The 14,530-nt window shown below is 70.6% G+C and carries 11 protein-coding genes, 2 tRNA genes and 1 riboswitch; of the genes, 5 read left to right on the top strand and 8 right to left on the bottom strand.

Features of this window, described 5'->3' with window-relative positions:
- Positions 1-8: 8 nt before the first annotated feature.
- A riboswitch (cyclic di-AMP (ydaO/yuaA leader) is annotated at positions 9-161 on the bottom strand.
- Between the two features lie 233 nt (positions 162-394).
- From AMK10_RS28065 to AMK10_RS28055, 3 genes are all read right to left on the bottom strand, one after another.
- Complete coding sequence (locus tag AMK10_RS28065; RefSeq protein ID WP_073750951.1) at positions 395-1,552, bottom strand: PP2C family protein-serine/threonine phosphatase; 1,158 nt, start codon at positions 1,550-1,552, stop codon at positions 395-397.
- A gap of 134 nt (positions 1,553-1,686) precedes the next feature.
- On the bottom strand, positions 1,687-2,433 hold the full coding sequence (locus AMK10_RS28060) for a MerR family transcriptional regulator (protein WP_073750949.1): 747 nt from the start codon (positions 2,431-2,433) through the stop codon (positions 1,687-1,689).
- A gap of 115 nt (positions 2,434-2,548) precedes the next feature.
- Positions 2,549-2,622 (bottom strand) — tRNA-Met (locus AMK10_RS28055).
- A 215-nt stretch (positions 2,623-2,837) separates the two neighbouring features.
- Here AMK10_RS28055 and AMK10_RS28050 point away from each other — a divergent pair.
- The 4 genes from AMK10_RS28050 to AMK10_RS28040 all read left to right on the top strand — a co-directional run bounded on the left by AMK10_RS28050 (position 2,838) and on the right by AMK10_RS28040 (position 5,419).
- On the top strand, positions 2,838-3,191 hold the full coding sequence (locus AMK10_RS28050; protein WP_073750947.1) for a hypothetical protein: 354 nt from the start codon (positions 2,838-2,840) through the stop codon (positions 3,189-3,191).
- 203 nt (positions 3,192-3,394) lie between these two features.
- Positions 3,395-4,780: an FAD-binding oxidoreductase gene (locus AMK10_RS28045; protein ID WP_073750945.1), complete on the top strand. Its 1,386-nt coding sequence runs from the start codon at positions 3,395-3,397 to the stop codon at positions 4,778-4,780.
- Between the two features lie 206 nt (positions 4,781-4,986).
- On the top strand, positions 4,987-5,139 hold the full coding sequence (locus tag AMK10_RS37780; RefSeq protein WP_198959801.1) for a hypothetical protein: 153 nt from the start codon (positions 4,987-4,989) through the stop codon (positions 5,137-5,139).
- 58 nt (positions 5,140-5,197) lie between these two features.
- Positions 5,198-5,419 (top strand): hypothetical protein, encoded by a 222-nt coding sequence (locus AMK10_RS28040; RefSeq protein ID WP_073750943.1) that lies wholly within the window; start codon positions 5,198-5,200, stop codon positions 5,417-5,419.
- 28 nt (positions 5,420-5,447) lie between these two features.
- On the opposite strand, the gene AMK10_RS28035 is transcribed toward AMK10_RS28040, so the two are convergent.
- Positions 5,448-6,788 (bottom strand): ABC transporter substrate-binding protein, encoded by a 1,341-nt coding sequence (locus tag AMK10_RS28035; protein WP_073750941.1) that lies wholly within the window; start codon positions 6,786-6,788, stop codon positions 5,448-5,450.
- Positions 6,789-7,027: 239 nt separating this feature from the next.
- Positions 7,028-8,482, bottom strand: coding sequence for an MFS transporter (locus tag AMK10_RS28030; protein ID WP_073750939.1), 1,455 nt, complete (start codon positions 8,480-8,482; stop codon positions 7,028-7,030).
- Between the two features lie 161 nt (positions 8,483-8,643).
- Between AMK10_RS28030 and AMK10_RS28025 the strand changes: the two genes are divergently transcribed.
- Positions 8,644-9,099 carry a MarR family winged helix-turn-helix transcriptional regulator gene (locus AMK10_RS28025; RefSeq protein WP_073750937.1) on the top strand — a complete coding sequence of 152 codons (456 nt, stop codon included), beginning with the start codon at positions 8,644-8,646 and terminating at the stop codon, positions 9,097-9,099.
- Between the two features lie 475 nt (positions 9,100-9,574).
- Here the strand turns inward: AMK10_RS28025 and AMK10_RS28015 are convergent.
- The 3 genes from AMK10_RS28015 to AMK10_RS28005 form a co-directional block, all read right to left on the bottom strand.
- Positions 9,575-9,651, bottom strand: a tRNA-Lys gene (locus AMK10_RS28015).
- A 91-nt stretch (positions 9,652-9,742) separates the two neighbouring features.
- Complete coding sequence (locus AMK10_RS28010) at positions 9,743-11,314, bottom strand: amino acid permease (protein ID WP_073750933.1); 1,572 nt, start codon at positions 11,312-11,314, stop codon at positions 9,743-9,745.
- Between the two features lie 61 nt (positions 11,315-11,375).
- Positions 11,376-14,474 (bottom strand): FG-GAP-like repeat-containing protein, encoded by a 3,099-nt coding sequence (locus AMK10_RS28005; protein WP_073750931.1) that lies wholly within the window; start codon positions 14,472-14,474, stop codon positions 11,376-11,378.
- Positions 14,475-14,530: the final 56 nt, after the last annotated feature.

Raw genomic sequence — 14,530 nt, 5'->3', positions numbered from 1 at the left:
GGCGCACTCCTTTCCTTCCTTCTCGCCTACCGGGTTAGCTGACGGGTTCGGAGCAGGAAGGTCTCCTACGGGCCCCTCCGTCTCTCGCGAGACACAGGTGTCCGATTCACCCCATGTAGGTGGTTCCCCGGTTCCCTTGCGGAATTCGGCGCTGCGCACGGTGCCGCCTCTTGCGGCGGCATGTACAACCGCGCTGCGTTATCGAACGTTAATAGACACCCGGGTCCGATTCCAAGCTGTTCCCACAGATCGTTCAGGCCTCTGGCCTGGACTTTAAGGGCTCAAACGGTCGCAAACGGGCGACTTGAGTGCCCTACGACACCCCCTCAGTTTCTGACGGTGTGTCAAATGTTATGCGGAGAGATGCCTCTCGACTACGGAGGGTCGCCGTCGGTCATTCACTGTCCCGACCCACGATCTTCACGGTCGTCCGCCGGTCCGGCTGGCCCCGGGCCGGCCGGCCGACCGCGAGGAGCGCCAGGTCGTCCGTCGACCTGCCCCCGGTGTGCAGCCGTACGTCGTCGGTGAGCGCGGACAGCAGCTCCTCCGGCCCCGGGAAGATCCGGCCGCGCAGCCGGGCCTCCGGATCGTAGAACACACCGTGCGCGTCCCGCGCCTCGGACAGCCCGTCCGTGAACGCCAGGAACGTCGCCCCGGCCGGCAGCGGCCACTCGTCCGCACGGTCCGGCCAGGAGCCGAGCCCCATCCCCAGCGGCAGCGCCGGCACGGTCGGCGCCAGTACGTCGAGCGCGCCGTCGGGGTGCAGCACCAGCGGCTCGGGATGGCCCCTGTTGACGATCCGCAGCACGGCCGAACCCGCCGGGATCTCGACGAGCACCGCAGTGACGAACCCCTCCGTGGCGTCGAACCCACCGCGCCGCGCGCCCTCCCGCGCCAGCGCCCGCTCCAGCCGCTGGACCACGCCCTCCAGCGACCGCTCCTGCTCGGCGGCCTCCCGGAACGCCCCGATCACCACGGCCACCGCCGCCACGGCGTCCAGCCCCTTGCCCCGTACGTCCCCGACCACCAGCCGCACCCCGTACGGGGTGTCCGTCACGGCGTACAGGTCCCCGCCGACGAACTCGTCCGCCTGCGCCGCCTCGTAGCGCGCCGCGATCTGGAGCCCGCCGATCCGGGACTCGGGCATCGGGAGCACCGCCCGCATCGCGGTCTCGGCGATGACCCGGGCCGAGGCCAGCTGCTCGTTCCCGCGCCGGACGACGCCGTTGATGACGACGGCGAGCACGGACACGGTGAACAGGGTGAGCAGATCGGTCAGCGGGACGACCCTGAAGACCACACCGTCCGAGATCCGGATGGCGAGCACGACGAGGATCGCGACCACTCCGATACGGACCGTGGAGGCCAGCGAGAAGAACGGAGCCGCGACCAGCGCTGCGGCGGCGAAGAGCGGAACGGCGGTCACCTGCGCCGGTGTGCCCAGGTCGAAGGCCACACCGACGCAGATCATCAGCGCGGGCAGCAAGCGCACGAACCGCCGCGCACGGGCGTTCCCGGCAACGCCCCCTCGCCGTCCGTCCCGCATCCCCACCTGTGCGCTCCTGCCCGGTCCGTCCACGGCTGCGGACGGTACCGCGCCCCACCCAGGCTGGCCGGAGCCGCGCCGAGCGGCGACTCGTCATCGGCCAAAGGGAGGAGCGCGCCGGAGCCCCGCCCCGCCGGAGGTCAGCCGGAGAGCCGGTGCTGCGCGAAGATCGTCAGTGCATCCCGTACGAAGACGGCCGTTCCGTCCCCGTGCCGATCGTAGTTCTTCGCGAAGCGCGGATCGGCGGCGTACATCTCGGCGAGGCCGGTCACATAGGAGCGCGTGGGCTCCATCGTGACCGAGAGCCACGCGCAGTGCCGGCGCGCGATGTCCTGCACCTCCTCGGCGCCCGCGTCCCGGCCGGCCGCCCTCGCCCGGCCGTAGTCCCGGGCGATGGTCTCGTGCTCCTCCTGGAAGCGGGCCCGCTCGGCGGGGCCCAGCCCGCGCCACCACCGGCCGCTCCGCTCGTACGCCTCCCGGCCCCAGCGCTCGGTGACCTCCTGCTCGTACACCGTGTGATCGAAGCCGTCGAACACTTCCTCGGCCATGAGCCCCTCCCCTTCCTCGGTCCTCCGGAGAGTGGTCCGCACCGAGGCGATCTGCCGCCCGATGCGCTCCCGCTCCTGCTCCAGCAGGCCCAGATGGGCCCGCAGCGCCGCGGAGGTGTCCCGCTGCCCCTCCAGTACGTCCTTGATCGCGGGCAGCGAGAGCCCCAGCTCCCGCAGCAGCAGGATGCGCTGGAGCCTGACCAGGGCCTCCTGGTCGTAATAGCGGTAGCCGTTGGCACCCGTGCGGCTCGGCACCAGGAGGCCGAGGTCTCCGTAGTGCCGGAGCGTGCGGCTCGTGGTGCCCGCGTGGCGGGCGATTTCCTGTATGGACCACTCCATGCGGGAAACGGTAGATCTTTACGCAACGTCAAGGTCAAGCCCGGCACCGGGCGGCCGCACGCGGGCACACGACAGAGGCCCGGATCCTTGGAAGGATCCGGGCCTCTGTCTTCAGTAGCGGGGACAGGATTTGAACCTGCGACCTCTGGGTTATGAGCCCAGCGAGCTACCGAGCTGCTCCACCCCGCGTCGTTGTGAGTGCAACTCTACGCCATCCAGGAGGGTGCCCCGACCACCCGCCCCGGCCGGCGGCGCACCACTCCCGGCACGGGGTAACCCCTCGTCACCGACTTTCCGCACCAACAAGGGGTGCGTTACCCGCAGTTGGCAGGCATAGTGCCGTGATCAAGGGTGTTGCCGCACCCCCCGATCCCGCTCACCGCCTGTCTGGAGGGCCTCCCACCATGTCCACACCGCTCAGACCTGCCCGGATCCCCGGTTCCGCGCCGTCGCCGCTCCGCGCCTCGCTCGTCAACGGGCTGATCGGCGCCGCGTTCGGCGCGGTGATCAGCGCCGCCGTCAACTACCTGGTCATCGGTGTGCCCGACAGCGCTTCCGCCAACGCGCTCAACCACGGGATATCCGGCCTGTTCAGCGGGTTCGCGGCCGGGTTCATCGGGCTCATGGTCCATCTGCGCGGGACGGCGCGGGAGCGGGAGGACGCGGCAGCGTCCCCGGCCGGGGGCACGGAAGCACCTCCCGCCGAGGGTGCGGGAACCCCTCCGGCCGAGGGAGCGGCGACCGCCCCGCAGACGTGACCCCGCGCCGTGCCCCGGCCCGCACCCGGGGCACGGCGCCGCGCGATTGCGGGCCCTGCCCGGCGGCGGGACGCTGGAAGGACCAGCCATTCGGTGTTCGGTCCCGTCTGCGCGGCATCCAGAGGTGCCGGCGTCGACCTCAGCAGCCTCACCCGATGCACGGAGCCAGGGGAGGCCGGGCGCTCGCGCGCTAGGAGACGACCATGGACGGCACCACACTCGAAACGATGCGCGGCGCGTTGCGCGGCCCCGTCATCGGGCCCGACGACCAGGAGTACGGACAGGCCCGCACGGTCTACAACGCCATGATCGACAAGAAACCGGCCGCCGTGGTCATGTGCCACGACACGGCCGACGTCATGGCGGCCGTCAACTTCGTGCGTGAGCACGACCTCTCCGTCGCCGTACGCGGCGGTGGACACAGCGGGCCCGGCCTCTGCCTCGCCGACGACGCCGTCACACTCGACCTCTCGCCCATGCGCGGCGTGCGCGTCGACCCCGCCACCCAGACCGCGCAGGCCGACGGCGGCGCGAAGCTGGGCGACCTCGACCACGCCACCCACGCGTTCGGCCTCGCCACCCCGGCGGGCATCATGTCCACGACCGGTGTCGGCGGGCTCTCCCTCGGCGGCGGCCACGGCTACCTCACCCGGAAGTACGGCCTCGCGGCGGACAACCTGGTCTCGGCCGACGTGGTGCTGGCCGACGGCACCTTCGTACCCGCGAACGCGAGCGAGCACGCCGATCTCTTCTGGGCGCTGCGCGGCGGCGGCGGGAACTTCGGCATCGTCACGTCGTTCGACTTCGAGCTGCACACCGTGGACACCGTGGGGGTCGGGGTCACCGTGTGGCCGCTGGACCTCTTCCACGACGTGATGCGCTGGTACCGCGACTTCCTGCCGCAGGCACCCGACGACCTGTACGGCTTCTTCGCCTCGCTGACCGTGCCGCCCGGCCCGCCCTTCCCGGAGGAGATCCACGGGCGGAAGATGTGCGGCGTCGTCTGGTCCTCGACCGCGGACCCGGCCGCGCTGGAGGAGACGCTCCGCGTGGTGGACGAACCGGGGCCGCCCGCCTTCCACTTCACCTCGCCCATGCCGTATCCGGCGCTGCAGAGCATGTTCGACGACCTGCTCCCGACCGGTCTCCAGTGGTACTGGCGCGGTGACTTCTTCGACCGGATCACCGACGAGGCCGTCGATGTGCACGCCTCCTTCGCCGAGAACCTCCCCACCGGCCTGTCGACCATGCACCTGTACCCGGTCGACGGTGCGGCGGGCCGCGTCGGGCCCGACGAGACCGCATGGGCCTACCGCGACGCGCTCTGGTCCGGCGTCATCGCGGGCATCGACCCGGATCCCGCCAACGCGGGGGCCCTGCGCGACTGGGCCGTCGGCTACTGGGAGGCGCTGCACCCGCACTCCATGGGCGGTGCCTATGTGAACTTCCTGGGCGCCGGCGAGTCCCAGGACCGGGTCCGGGCCACCTATCGCGGCCACTACGACCGCCTCGCCGAGGTCAAGCGGACGTACGATCCGCACAACCTCTTCCACGCAAACCAGAACATCGAGCCCGCACCGCCGCACTGACCGTCACGCCGGGCTCGCAATTCCGGGGGAAAGCCGTGCTGGGAGGGTTACAGTCTGCATGCACCGCACGATGATCCGGACGCCCCCGGAGCGGCGCGGCACCGGTAGCGGCACCTCGTCGCCGTACCGGTCGGGACCAGTCCGGCATTTCTCCCAGCGGCTCGGTCACAGGGCTCTCACCGCACACCTACGTACAGGACACCGAGATGACCGACATGCCCGCCCGCACGACCCAGCGGCACCCGGACAGCACGACCGCGGCCGACGGGCCCGGCACCGCGGCACCGCTGCCCACTCCGCAGTACGCCGGGCTGTTCATCGAGCCCGACCTGCCGCCGGTCACCGACGAGCCGGAGTGACCCCCGCGGCCGCCGGCCGGGCCAGTGACCGGCCCGGCCGTACGGTCGTTGGGAGACCATGCGCATCCGTATCGGTGTGGTCGTCCTCGCAGTGGTCCTGCTGATCGCCGCGTTCATCTCGAACATCCCCACCCGGGCCGAGACCGAGACGGCCTGCCGGCGGGCCCTCGACAACACGTCGACGTGGACCAACCGGCCGGACGTCTGCCTGGACGTGTCCGCGGAGACCTACCGGACGTTCCTCCTGATGTACGAACTGCGCGAGGAGGGCCTGGACTGAGGGCGGACCCGCAGGGCCTACGACAACCTCAGCCCTGCTGTTCCTTCCACTCCGCCTGGGCCTCGTCGAGGCTCTCGGCGAAGGTGTCCAGGAACTCCTTGGCGCTCGTCTTGCCGAGCAGCACCTTCTGGAAGCCCGATTCGCTGTCGGCCTTGGACAGGGTGTTCCAGTCGGGCAGGTAGTACGGCAGCTGGACGATCCTGGTGTCCCCGGAGAACAGCGCTTCCGCGCCGAGCTTGGTGGTCTCGGCCTTGTCGAGCCACGGGTCCTCGGCCGCTTCCTTGTTGGCCGGGATGAGGCCCGCGGACTCGCTGAACTTGGAGTTCGAGGCGTGCGACGCGGCGAACTCGATGAACTTCCAGGCCGCCGCCTTGTTCTCCGAGGACTTGAGCAGCCCGAGGCCGGACACCGGGTTGGAGACCATCACCCGGGTTCCGTCGGCCAGTTCGGGCTGCGGGATGCCGCGGAACTTGCTCACGCCCAGCGAGCTCACATGGTCCTGGTACGAGCCCAGGTTGTGGTTGAGCATGGCGATGCTGCCGGAGTCGAACTGGGCGACCATCTTGGTGAAGTCGTTGTTGAGGTCGGCCTCGGGGGTGGCCTTCTTGTACAGGCCGACGTACTTCTCCAGGGCCTTGACGTTCTTGGGGTCGTTGACCGTGGTCTTCGTCCCCGACTCGTCCCAGAAGGACTGGATGCCGGACTGCCCGTACATCGCGTCCAGCGCCTGGGCGATGGAGCCCGGGCCGCCCCGGATGGTGTAGCCGAACTGGTTCTTCCGCTTGTCCGTCAGCTTCGCGGCGGCCGCGTAGAACTCGTCCCAGGTGTCCGGCTCGCCCAGCCCGGCCTTCTCGAACAGGTCGGTGCGGTAGTAGAGGACGCCGTTGGTGGCGGAGATCGGCACCGTGTAGACCTCGTCCCGGCCGGCCGCGCTCCGCACGTTCTCGATCATCGCCTCGTTGAGCTTGCCCTTGAGCGAGCTGTCCGCGATCCGGCCGTCCAGCGGCTCCAGCGCGTCCTGCGCGGTGATCCCCGCGACCATCGCGGCGCCGACCCCGCCCACGTCCGGCAGGCCGCCACCCTGGATGGCGGTGTCGTACTTCGACTGGGCCTCGGTGGACGCGATGCCGACGTACTGGACGTCGATGTCCGGGTTGGCCTTCTCGAAGTCGGCGATGATCTCCTTCCAGATCGCCGTGCGGACACCGCCGTTCTCGTCCCAGAAGACGATCTTCCCGGTGCCCGAGCCCTCGGCGCCCTTCGCTCCTGCCATGCCACTGCCGTCGTCACCGCAGGCTGTCGCGGTGAGGGCCAGGGCGGAGACCAGGGATACGGCGGCGGCGAGACGGCTGCTGCGGGGCTTGATCATGTATCGGCTCTCTTCTCTGGGATACGGAAGCGCGGGAGCCCGGCGGTCCCTCCGTTCTCGGCTCTCATATCGCGTCTCATATATGACATACGAAGGGCAACGCGAAGAACGTAAGTCGGCCCACACCCACGGTCAATGCCCGTGCAGCAGAAAGTTCGCGCGCACGCGGAAGCGCCCCGTCCGGCGGACCGGACGGGGCGCTTCCGCGACCTGCGGCCGGGCTCGGCCGCGTACCTCGCTCAGGCTTCGGCGGCGACCTTGCCGGCCGGGGCGAGACCGGAGGTGTCGTCATCCTTGGCGGAGCGGACGAGGCCCGGGATGAGGGCGGCGACAGCGGCGGCGACGAGGGCGACTCCGCAGCCGATCATCAGGCCGACACGGAAGCCGTCCTCGGAGGCCAGCGAGAAGCCGCCGAGATTGATGGTCATCTGGGCCAGCACCACACCGATGACGGCCGATCCGATGGTGGTACCCAGCGAGCGCATCAGGGTGTTGAAGCCGTTGGCGGCAGCCGTCTCCGAGAGCGGGACCGAGCTCATGATCAGCGCGGGCATCGCGCCGTAGGCGAGGCCGACGCCGCTGTTGATGACGATGCCGACGATCATCAGGCCCCAGGCGGAGCCCATCAGGAACAGGGAGAGGCCATAGCCCGCGGAGATCACGAGCGCGCCGAGCACGAGGGCGATCTTGGGGCCACGCGCGTTGATCAGCTTTCCGCCGAGCGGGGAGACGATCATCATCATCACGCCACCGGGGGCCATCCACAGACCGGCGGCCAGCATCGACTGGCCCAGGCCGTAGCCCGTGGCCTCGGGGAACTGGAGCAGCTGCGGGGCGATCAGCATGAAGGAGTACATGCCGACGCCGACCAGGATCGACGACACGTTGGTCAGCAGCACGCGCGGGCGGGCGGTGGTGCGCAGGTCGACCAGCGGGTCACGGGTGCGCAGCTCGTAGAAGCCCCAGGCGCCGAGCGCCACGACCGCGACGGCGAACAGGCCGAGCGTGGTGCCCGAACCCCAGCCCCAGTCCGCGCCCTTGGAGATGGCCAGCAGGAGCGAGACCAGCCCGATCGCGAGGCCGACAGCGCCGGGCGCGTCGAAGCGCTGCCCCTTGGCACCGGCCGGGACGTCGGGGATGAAGGACCAGATGAGTACGGCGATGGCGAGCGCGAGCACCGCGGAGCCCCAGAACAGGACGCGCCAGCTGGTGTACTCGGCGACGGCGGCCGATATCGGCAGGCCGAGGGCGCCGCCGATGCCCATGGAGGCGCTGACGAGGGCGATCGAACCGCTGAGCTTCTCCGCGGGCACCACGTCACGCAGCAGCGCGATCCCCAGCGGCACCATGCCCATGCCCATGCCCTGGAGCCCGCGTCCGACGATCATCGGCACCACGGAGGAGGCCAGCGCACACACCACGGACCCGACGATCAGCGGGACCGAGCAGGCCAGCAGCATGCGGCGCTTGCCGACGAGGTCGCCGAGCCGGCCGGTGACCGGCACACACACGCCGGCGACCAGCAGGGTGACGGTGACCACCCAGGCCGCGTTCGAGGAGGAGGTGTCCAGGATCCTCGGCAGCTCGGCGATGAGCGGAGTGACCAGCGTCTGCATGACGGCGGCCACGGTGCCGGCCAGCGCCAGCGTGGTGATCACACCGCCTGAGCGGGTCGTGGGTCGGACGGCATCCATATCGCGGGTCCTCGGCTATCTGTCGTGGGAAGACTTGGCATCGTACACGCCTATTGCATCATGCACACTGTGTGGTCTATGCAAGTCCTCGTAAACATACGATGAAGTAAGCCGCACCACGACACACCGGCCTCGCCCGGCAGGAAGCAGGAGGCGCCCGTATGAACAGGGCCACACAAGAGGTCGAGTACGAGCAGATGCTGCTCAGCCGTCACGGGCTGCTGAACCAGAGAAAGGGCCGCCGCAAGGACGGCCTCCTCGAGCGCAGCGCCTACGTCCTGCTCAGCCGCATCCGCGTCCAGGGCCCGATGTCCGTCGGCGAGCTCAGCGAGGCCTTCGACCTCGACGTCTCCACCCTCAACCGGCAGACGGCCGCGGTCATGCGCGCCGGCTTCGTGGAGCGCATCCCCGACCCCGACGGGGGCATGGCCCGCAAGTTCCGCATCACCGAGGAGGGCGCCCGCACCCTCGACGCGGAACGCGAGGGCATGGTCAGCTCGCTGCAGCGGGTCATGGCCGACTGGCCCGACGAGGACATCTCCGCCTTCGCCACCTACCTGCGCCGCTTCAACACCGATCTGGAACGCATCGGCGGCCGGCCCTGGCCGAGGCCCTGAGGCCCACGACGCGAGGCACGGGGAACAGGCCCACCCAGGGCCTCTCGTTGCGAACATGGGTAGGGGTACTCATGCCGCAGCCGCCACCCCGACGGCATCGTGTGTCTCACACCGAGCGACACGGAGAGTTCGAGGCCATGACGACGTGCAAGAAGTGCGGAGCGCGGAAGGGCCGTTGGCCCCGCTCCTGTTCCCGGTGCCGTTCCGGATCTTCGGATCGGGCGGAGACGGCCGTGGAGACCGCCGAACTGGCCGCGGAACTGGGACTGCTCGGCTGGATCGGGCGAGGCGTCATGACCGTGGTGCGGCTGGCGCTGCGCACGATCGGCTGACCGGAATCACTCACCGTGACGAACCGAGGCGCTCTCCTCGGCGGTGGGCACACCTGCCCGTCCTTTCGGGCCGGCAGCGCTCACGCAGGCGGCCCGGAACACAGGCGGACCCCAGCCCACATGCGCTCTGAGCTGGGGTCCTGTGGTAGGCCGTGTGGGACTCGAACCCACAACCAACGGATTAAAAGTCCGCTGCTCTGACCAATTGAGCTAACGGCCCACGATGGATCACCCCCGAGCATAGCTGGCCATGACCCGGCAGCCGATCGGGTATCGGGTGCCGGGCCCTGTCGTGGCCGGGGCGGTCCGGGTCAGTCCGTGGTTTCGTCCGTGATCGTGCCCTTGTGAACCGGGGCGGCCTGCTTCAGGAACCAGTGGCGGGCCGAGACCAGCCACCAGACGGCGGCGAAGCCGAGAACCACCAGGACCGCCAGGGGCGCGTAGTTGAAGCTCTCCCAGGTGACCGGGGACACCTGGGGCAGCATGAACAGCACCGTGATCACCGCGACCCAGGACACCGCGACGATCCCGATGGGCCGGGACCAGCGGCCCAGGTGCCAGGGGCCCCGGACGAAGTCGTCGCCCCGCAGCAGCCTGAGCAGGGTGGGGATGACGTAGGCGATGTAGAGGCCGATGACCGCGATGGAGGTCACCGCCGCGTACGCCGTGACGTTGATCAGATACGGGAGACCGAGGGCCAGGGCGCCGAGCGCGGCCAGCCAGACCGCGGCGACGGGGGTGCGGGTGCGGGGGCTGACCGTGTGCCAGACGCGGGAGAAGGGCAGCGCCCCGTCGCGCGAGAAGGCGTAGATCATGCGGCTGTTGGCGGTCACGGAGGCCATGCCGCAGAAGAGCTGAGCGCCGATCACGACGAGCAGCAGGAGTTTGCCCGTCGTGGCGCCGAGCGCGTCCAGGAGGATCTGGGCGGGCGGGGCGCCGGTCGGGGAGTTCAGGGCGCCGTCGTAGGACTGGATGGCGAAGGTGAAGCCCAGCAGGAGCACGAACCCGGCGATCCAGGACGTCCAGATGGACTGCACGATGCCGCGCGGGCCCGCCACGGCCGCGTCGTGGGTCTCCTCGGTCATATGGGCGGAGGCGTCGTAGCCGGTGAAGGTGTACTGCGCCATCAGCAGGCCGATCATCACGACGTAGAACCCGCTGCCCCAGCCGGTGTTGTTCACGAACTCGGTGAAGACGTACGACGCCGACTGGTGCGAGTCCGGTACGAAGGTCAGCGCGCCCACGATGACGGCGACCCCGACCACGTGCCACCACACGCTGACGTTGTTGAGGAAGGCGACGATGCCGACGCCGAAGGTGTTCAGCAGGCCGTGCAGGATCAGGATCGCCGCGAAGAGCAGGATCGTGCGGCCCGGGGTGACCTCGAAGCCGAACTGGAGGTTCAGATAGGCCCCGAGGAAGGACGCGGCGCCGAAGTCGATGCCGGCGGTGACGGCGACCTGGCCCAGCACGTTGAACCAGCCGGCGAACCACGCCCACGCGGCGGCGGAGCGCGGCGGGGCGAGGCGGTGGGCCCAGAAGTACAGGCCGGCGGAGGTCGGGTACGCCGAACAGATCTCGGCCATCGCCAGGCCGACGAACAGCGTCATCAGCCCGACGCCGACCCAGCCCCAGGTGATGACGGCGGGCCCGCCCGTGTTCATGCCGAACAGATACAGCGTCAGGCAGCCGGAGAGCACCGAGATGATCGTGAACGAGACGGCGTAGTTGGAGAACGCGGACATCCGGCGGGCGAGCACCTGGGTGTAGCCGAGTTCGGCCAGCCGCTCCTCGTCGGTGGGAGGAGCGGCCGGAGAGGGAGCATGCGGGCCCGCGGAAGCGTCGGGTGGTGGCACCGCCACAGCGGCATCGTCGTTTGTCATGCCCCCAGCGATGCCCTCGCCGGGGGCACGGCATGCGCCCCTCACCCGATGCGTTGTCCCGCTAGAACAGGGCGGGGTACTTCTGCCAGCCCGGCCCCATCCTGGACGGCCCGGCGAACGTCCCCGTCCCGGTGCCGTTGTAGCGCCAGAGCACCCCGGCCTTGTCCCTGGCGAGCAGGTCGTTCCTCCCGTCGCCCGTGATGTCGCCGACCGCCGCGAGCGCGTCGTACTGCTGCCAGCCCGAGCCGATCCGCACCTTGGCCGCGAGCCTGCCCTTGCCGTTCCCGGGGTAGCGCCACAGGACCCCGGCGCGGTCACGGACCAGCAGGTCCCCGGCGCCGTCGCCGGTGAGGTCACCCGCGCCGACGACCGTGAGCCCGTTCCAGCCGGTGCCGATCTGCGTCCGGGCCTTCAGCCGGCCCTTGCCGTCGCCCGGGTACAGGAAGAGGTAGCCGGTGGCCTGCTGGCGCGCCAGCAGGTCCGCGATCCCGTCGCCGTTGATGTCGCCGGGGGCGAACAGGTCGTACGTCTTCCAGCCCGTGCCGATCTTCACGTACGCGGTGGGGAGGCCGCTGCCCTCGTCGCACGTGCCGTTCAGCCGGATCAGCGAGCCGAAGTCGTTCACGGCCAGGTAGTCGTTGCACCCGTCCCCGGCCAGGTCTCCCGTCGGCAGGATCCGCTTCGCGGCGGTGTCCTCGTAACCCCAGTAGCCGGTGAGCGGGCCGACCGTGCCGGGCAGCTTCCCCGGGCGCTTCCCGAGCATGCCGTCCTCCACGGCGACGAACAGGTCCCCGAGCCCGTCCCGGCCGAAGTCCCGCCAGGCCGCCGCACCCCGGGTCAGGGCGACCTCCCCGGTCCGGACGAGGGCCGCGCCGTGGCCGTCGGCCGGCTGCACGGTCAGCTTCCAGCCGTACGGGCCGTTGACGGCGAGTGTTCCGCCGTCGGTGCGCGCGTCCCAGTCCGCGTAGAGCTCTCCCCGCACCTCGCCGCCCGTGACCGTGCGGACCACCTTCTTCGTCCGCAGGTCCGTGAAGACGGCCTTCCAGGAGGCGGCGGGCTTGGAGAGGGTGGCCCTGTACGTCCAGTCCTGGCCCGCCCAGGACTCCCCGCCGGCCGACAGCGGCTGCGTCGGCACCCCGGTGGGCACCACGTGCACCCGCTGGCCCGCGTCCACGTAGGCGAGGTGGCCGCCGTACTTGTCCACCGTCCAGTCCACCCGGCGCTGCGGGTCCGCCGTCGCGGGAAGGTCCGCGACCGTCCGGGACACCGCGGAACCGGCCGCCGCCGAGGACACCAGGTCGGTCAGCACCAGCTTCCCGGCCGCCTTGTCGTGGCGTACGAGGTATCCGTCGCCCAGCAGGGCCTCGCCGACGGGCACGGACTGCGACGTCCCCGTCGTACGGTCGAGCACCCCGGCCCGGCCGGAGCCGGCGCACGACCAGTACAACCAGCGTCCCAGCGCCTGGAGTTCGTCCGGGACGCAGTCCGTGCCGAGGGACACCGTCGCCGTGGTCCTGCGCGCGGCCAGGTCGTACGAGGTGACCGTGCCCGCCGTGGCCCCGGCGCTCCACAGCGTGCCGGCCCAGAGGGCGGACGCCACGGGGGCCCTGGTCAGGACCTTCTCCCGGCCGGCCCCCTGGTAGACGATCTGCTGCTTGGAAGCGGCGTGCGTGTAGACGGTCCAGTCGCCGTCGGTGTCCGTGATCGTCCCCCCGGAGAGACCTGTGCGGAACTCGCCCAAGCGGGAGATCCGTATCTCGTCGCCGGACGACTGCCTGTTCAGGACGACCGGCTCCCCCTCCGGGGTGCCGTGGATCGCGTAGCAGTCCGGGTCCTGCGGACCGCAGTCGCTCACGAAGGAGATGAACGAGTCGGCGGCGGGACCGTAGACCGGGCTTCCCTGGACCGCGAGCAGCCGCTCGGTGCCCTCGCGGAGCCTCGCGGGACGGTCCACCGTCGTCAGCTTGCCGGCCGCCAGGCCGATCCCCTCCAGATCCCTGGGCAGCGCGGTCAGGTCCACCACGCGGGTGGGCTGCGGCACGCCGTCCGGGCCCTCCACGATGCGGTAGGCCCCCCAGATCGCGTCCGAGGGGTAACCGGTGGCTCCGCCGACGACCACGGCGGAGCCGTCCTGGGCCGCCGCGATCTCCGTCCTGGCCTTCGGGAGCAACTGGCGGGCGGGACCTCCGTCGAGAGGCGTGGCCGTCAGGGCGCTGTTGCCCTTGTTGTGCAGCAGCCAGTCCCCGACGACGGCGAGGTGGTAGCCGTTTCGCTCGGTGGGCGCGGGTGCCGTGAGGACCCTCGGGGTGGCCGCCAGGTCCGACCGGGGGACCACGTTGATCGTCGAGTCGGCGCCGTAGGAGTACCAGACCACGTACCGGGGCGTCAGGAGGTAGCCGGGCGCCGCCCCCCGAATGTGGGCCGAACTCGCGGACAGCTGCGCCGTCTTCACGTCGACCAGCGACATGCGGGCGACACCCTCGTGGATGTAGCGCAGCAGGATGCCGTTCTCGTCGCCCGCCGCGGCGGCCTCGGACAGCCAGTACTTGGCGCCCTCGGGGAAGCCGGTGACCGTACGGTCCCGGGTCGTCCCGTCAGCCCGCACGTCCAGGAGGTGCGCCTCGGGCGCCGCCGTGCTGGTCGTCCCACCGGACTCCACCTTCAGCAGTTTCACGGCGACGACCGTGTGCCCGTACACACCGGAGAAGGTGAGCCCCTCGGGGATGGTCACGAAGGTCGTGGTGCCCGCCGCCATGTCGCGCAGCTCGACCTCGTTCGCCCGGAGGTAGGCGATCGTGTCGGTCCCGGTCCCGTACATCCGTGTGACGGTGCCCGTGCCCGTCGGCCCCGCGGGGACGTGGGTCCCGTCCGAGAAGCGCGTCCAGCGGTAGTCGGCCGAGCCGGGTACGCGGCTGAAGACACCCAGCTTCCCCACGGCGTCCGCCTCGCGGGCGCCGCCGGTCGAGACGAGGGTGAAGGGCTGTACGGAGCTGCTCAGCGCGGCCGGCACGACCACCGGGTCGGCGGCCGAGGCCGTGGCGGCCGGTACGGCGGCGGGCGTGGTGCCCGGCGCGGCGGCGGCCACCGGCGACAGGCCGGCCGTGACGGACAGTACGAGCGATGCGGCGACGACGCCGGATCTGAGGGCGCGGTTGGCCACTCGGTTCCTCCCCTGGACTGATCAGTGCGCAGGCATGGAGGAGGAAGAAAAGAACG

This window comes from Streptomyces sp. CB02058, assembly GCF_001905505.1.
Lineage (GTDB): Bacteria > Actinomycetota > Actinomycetes > Streptomycetales > Streptomycetaceae > Streptomyces.
This window is presented reverse-complemented; position numbering and strand designations above follow the sequence as displayed.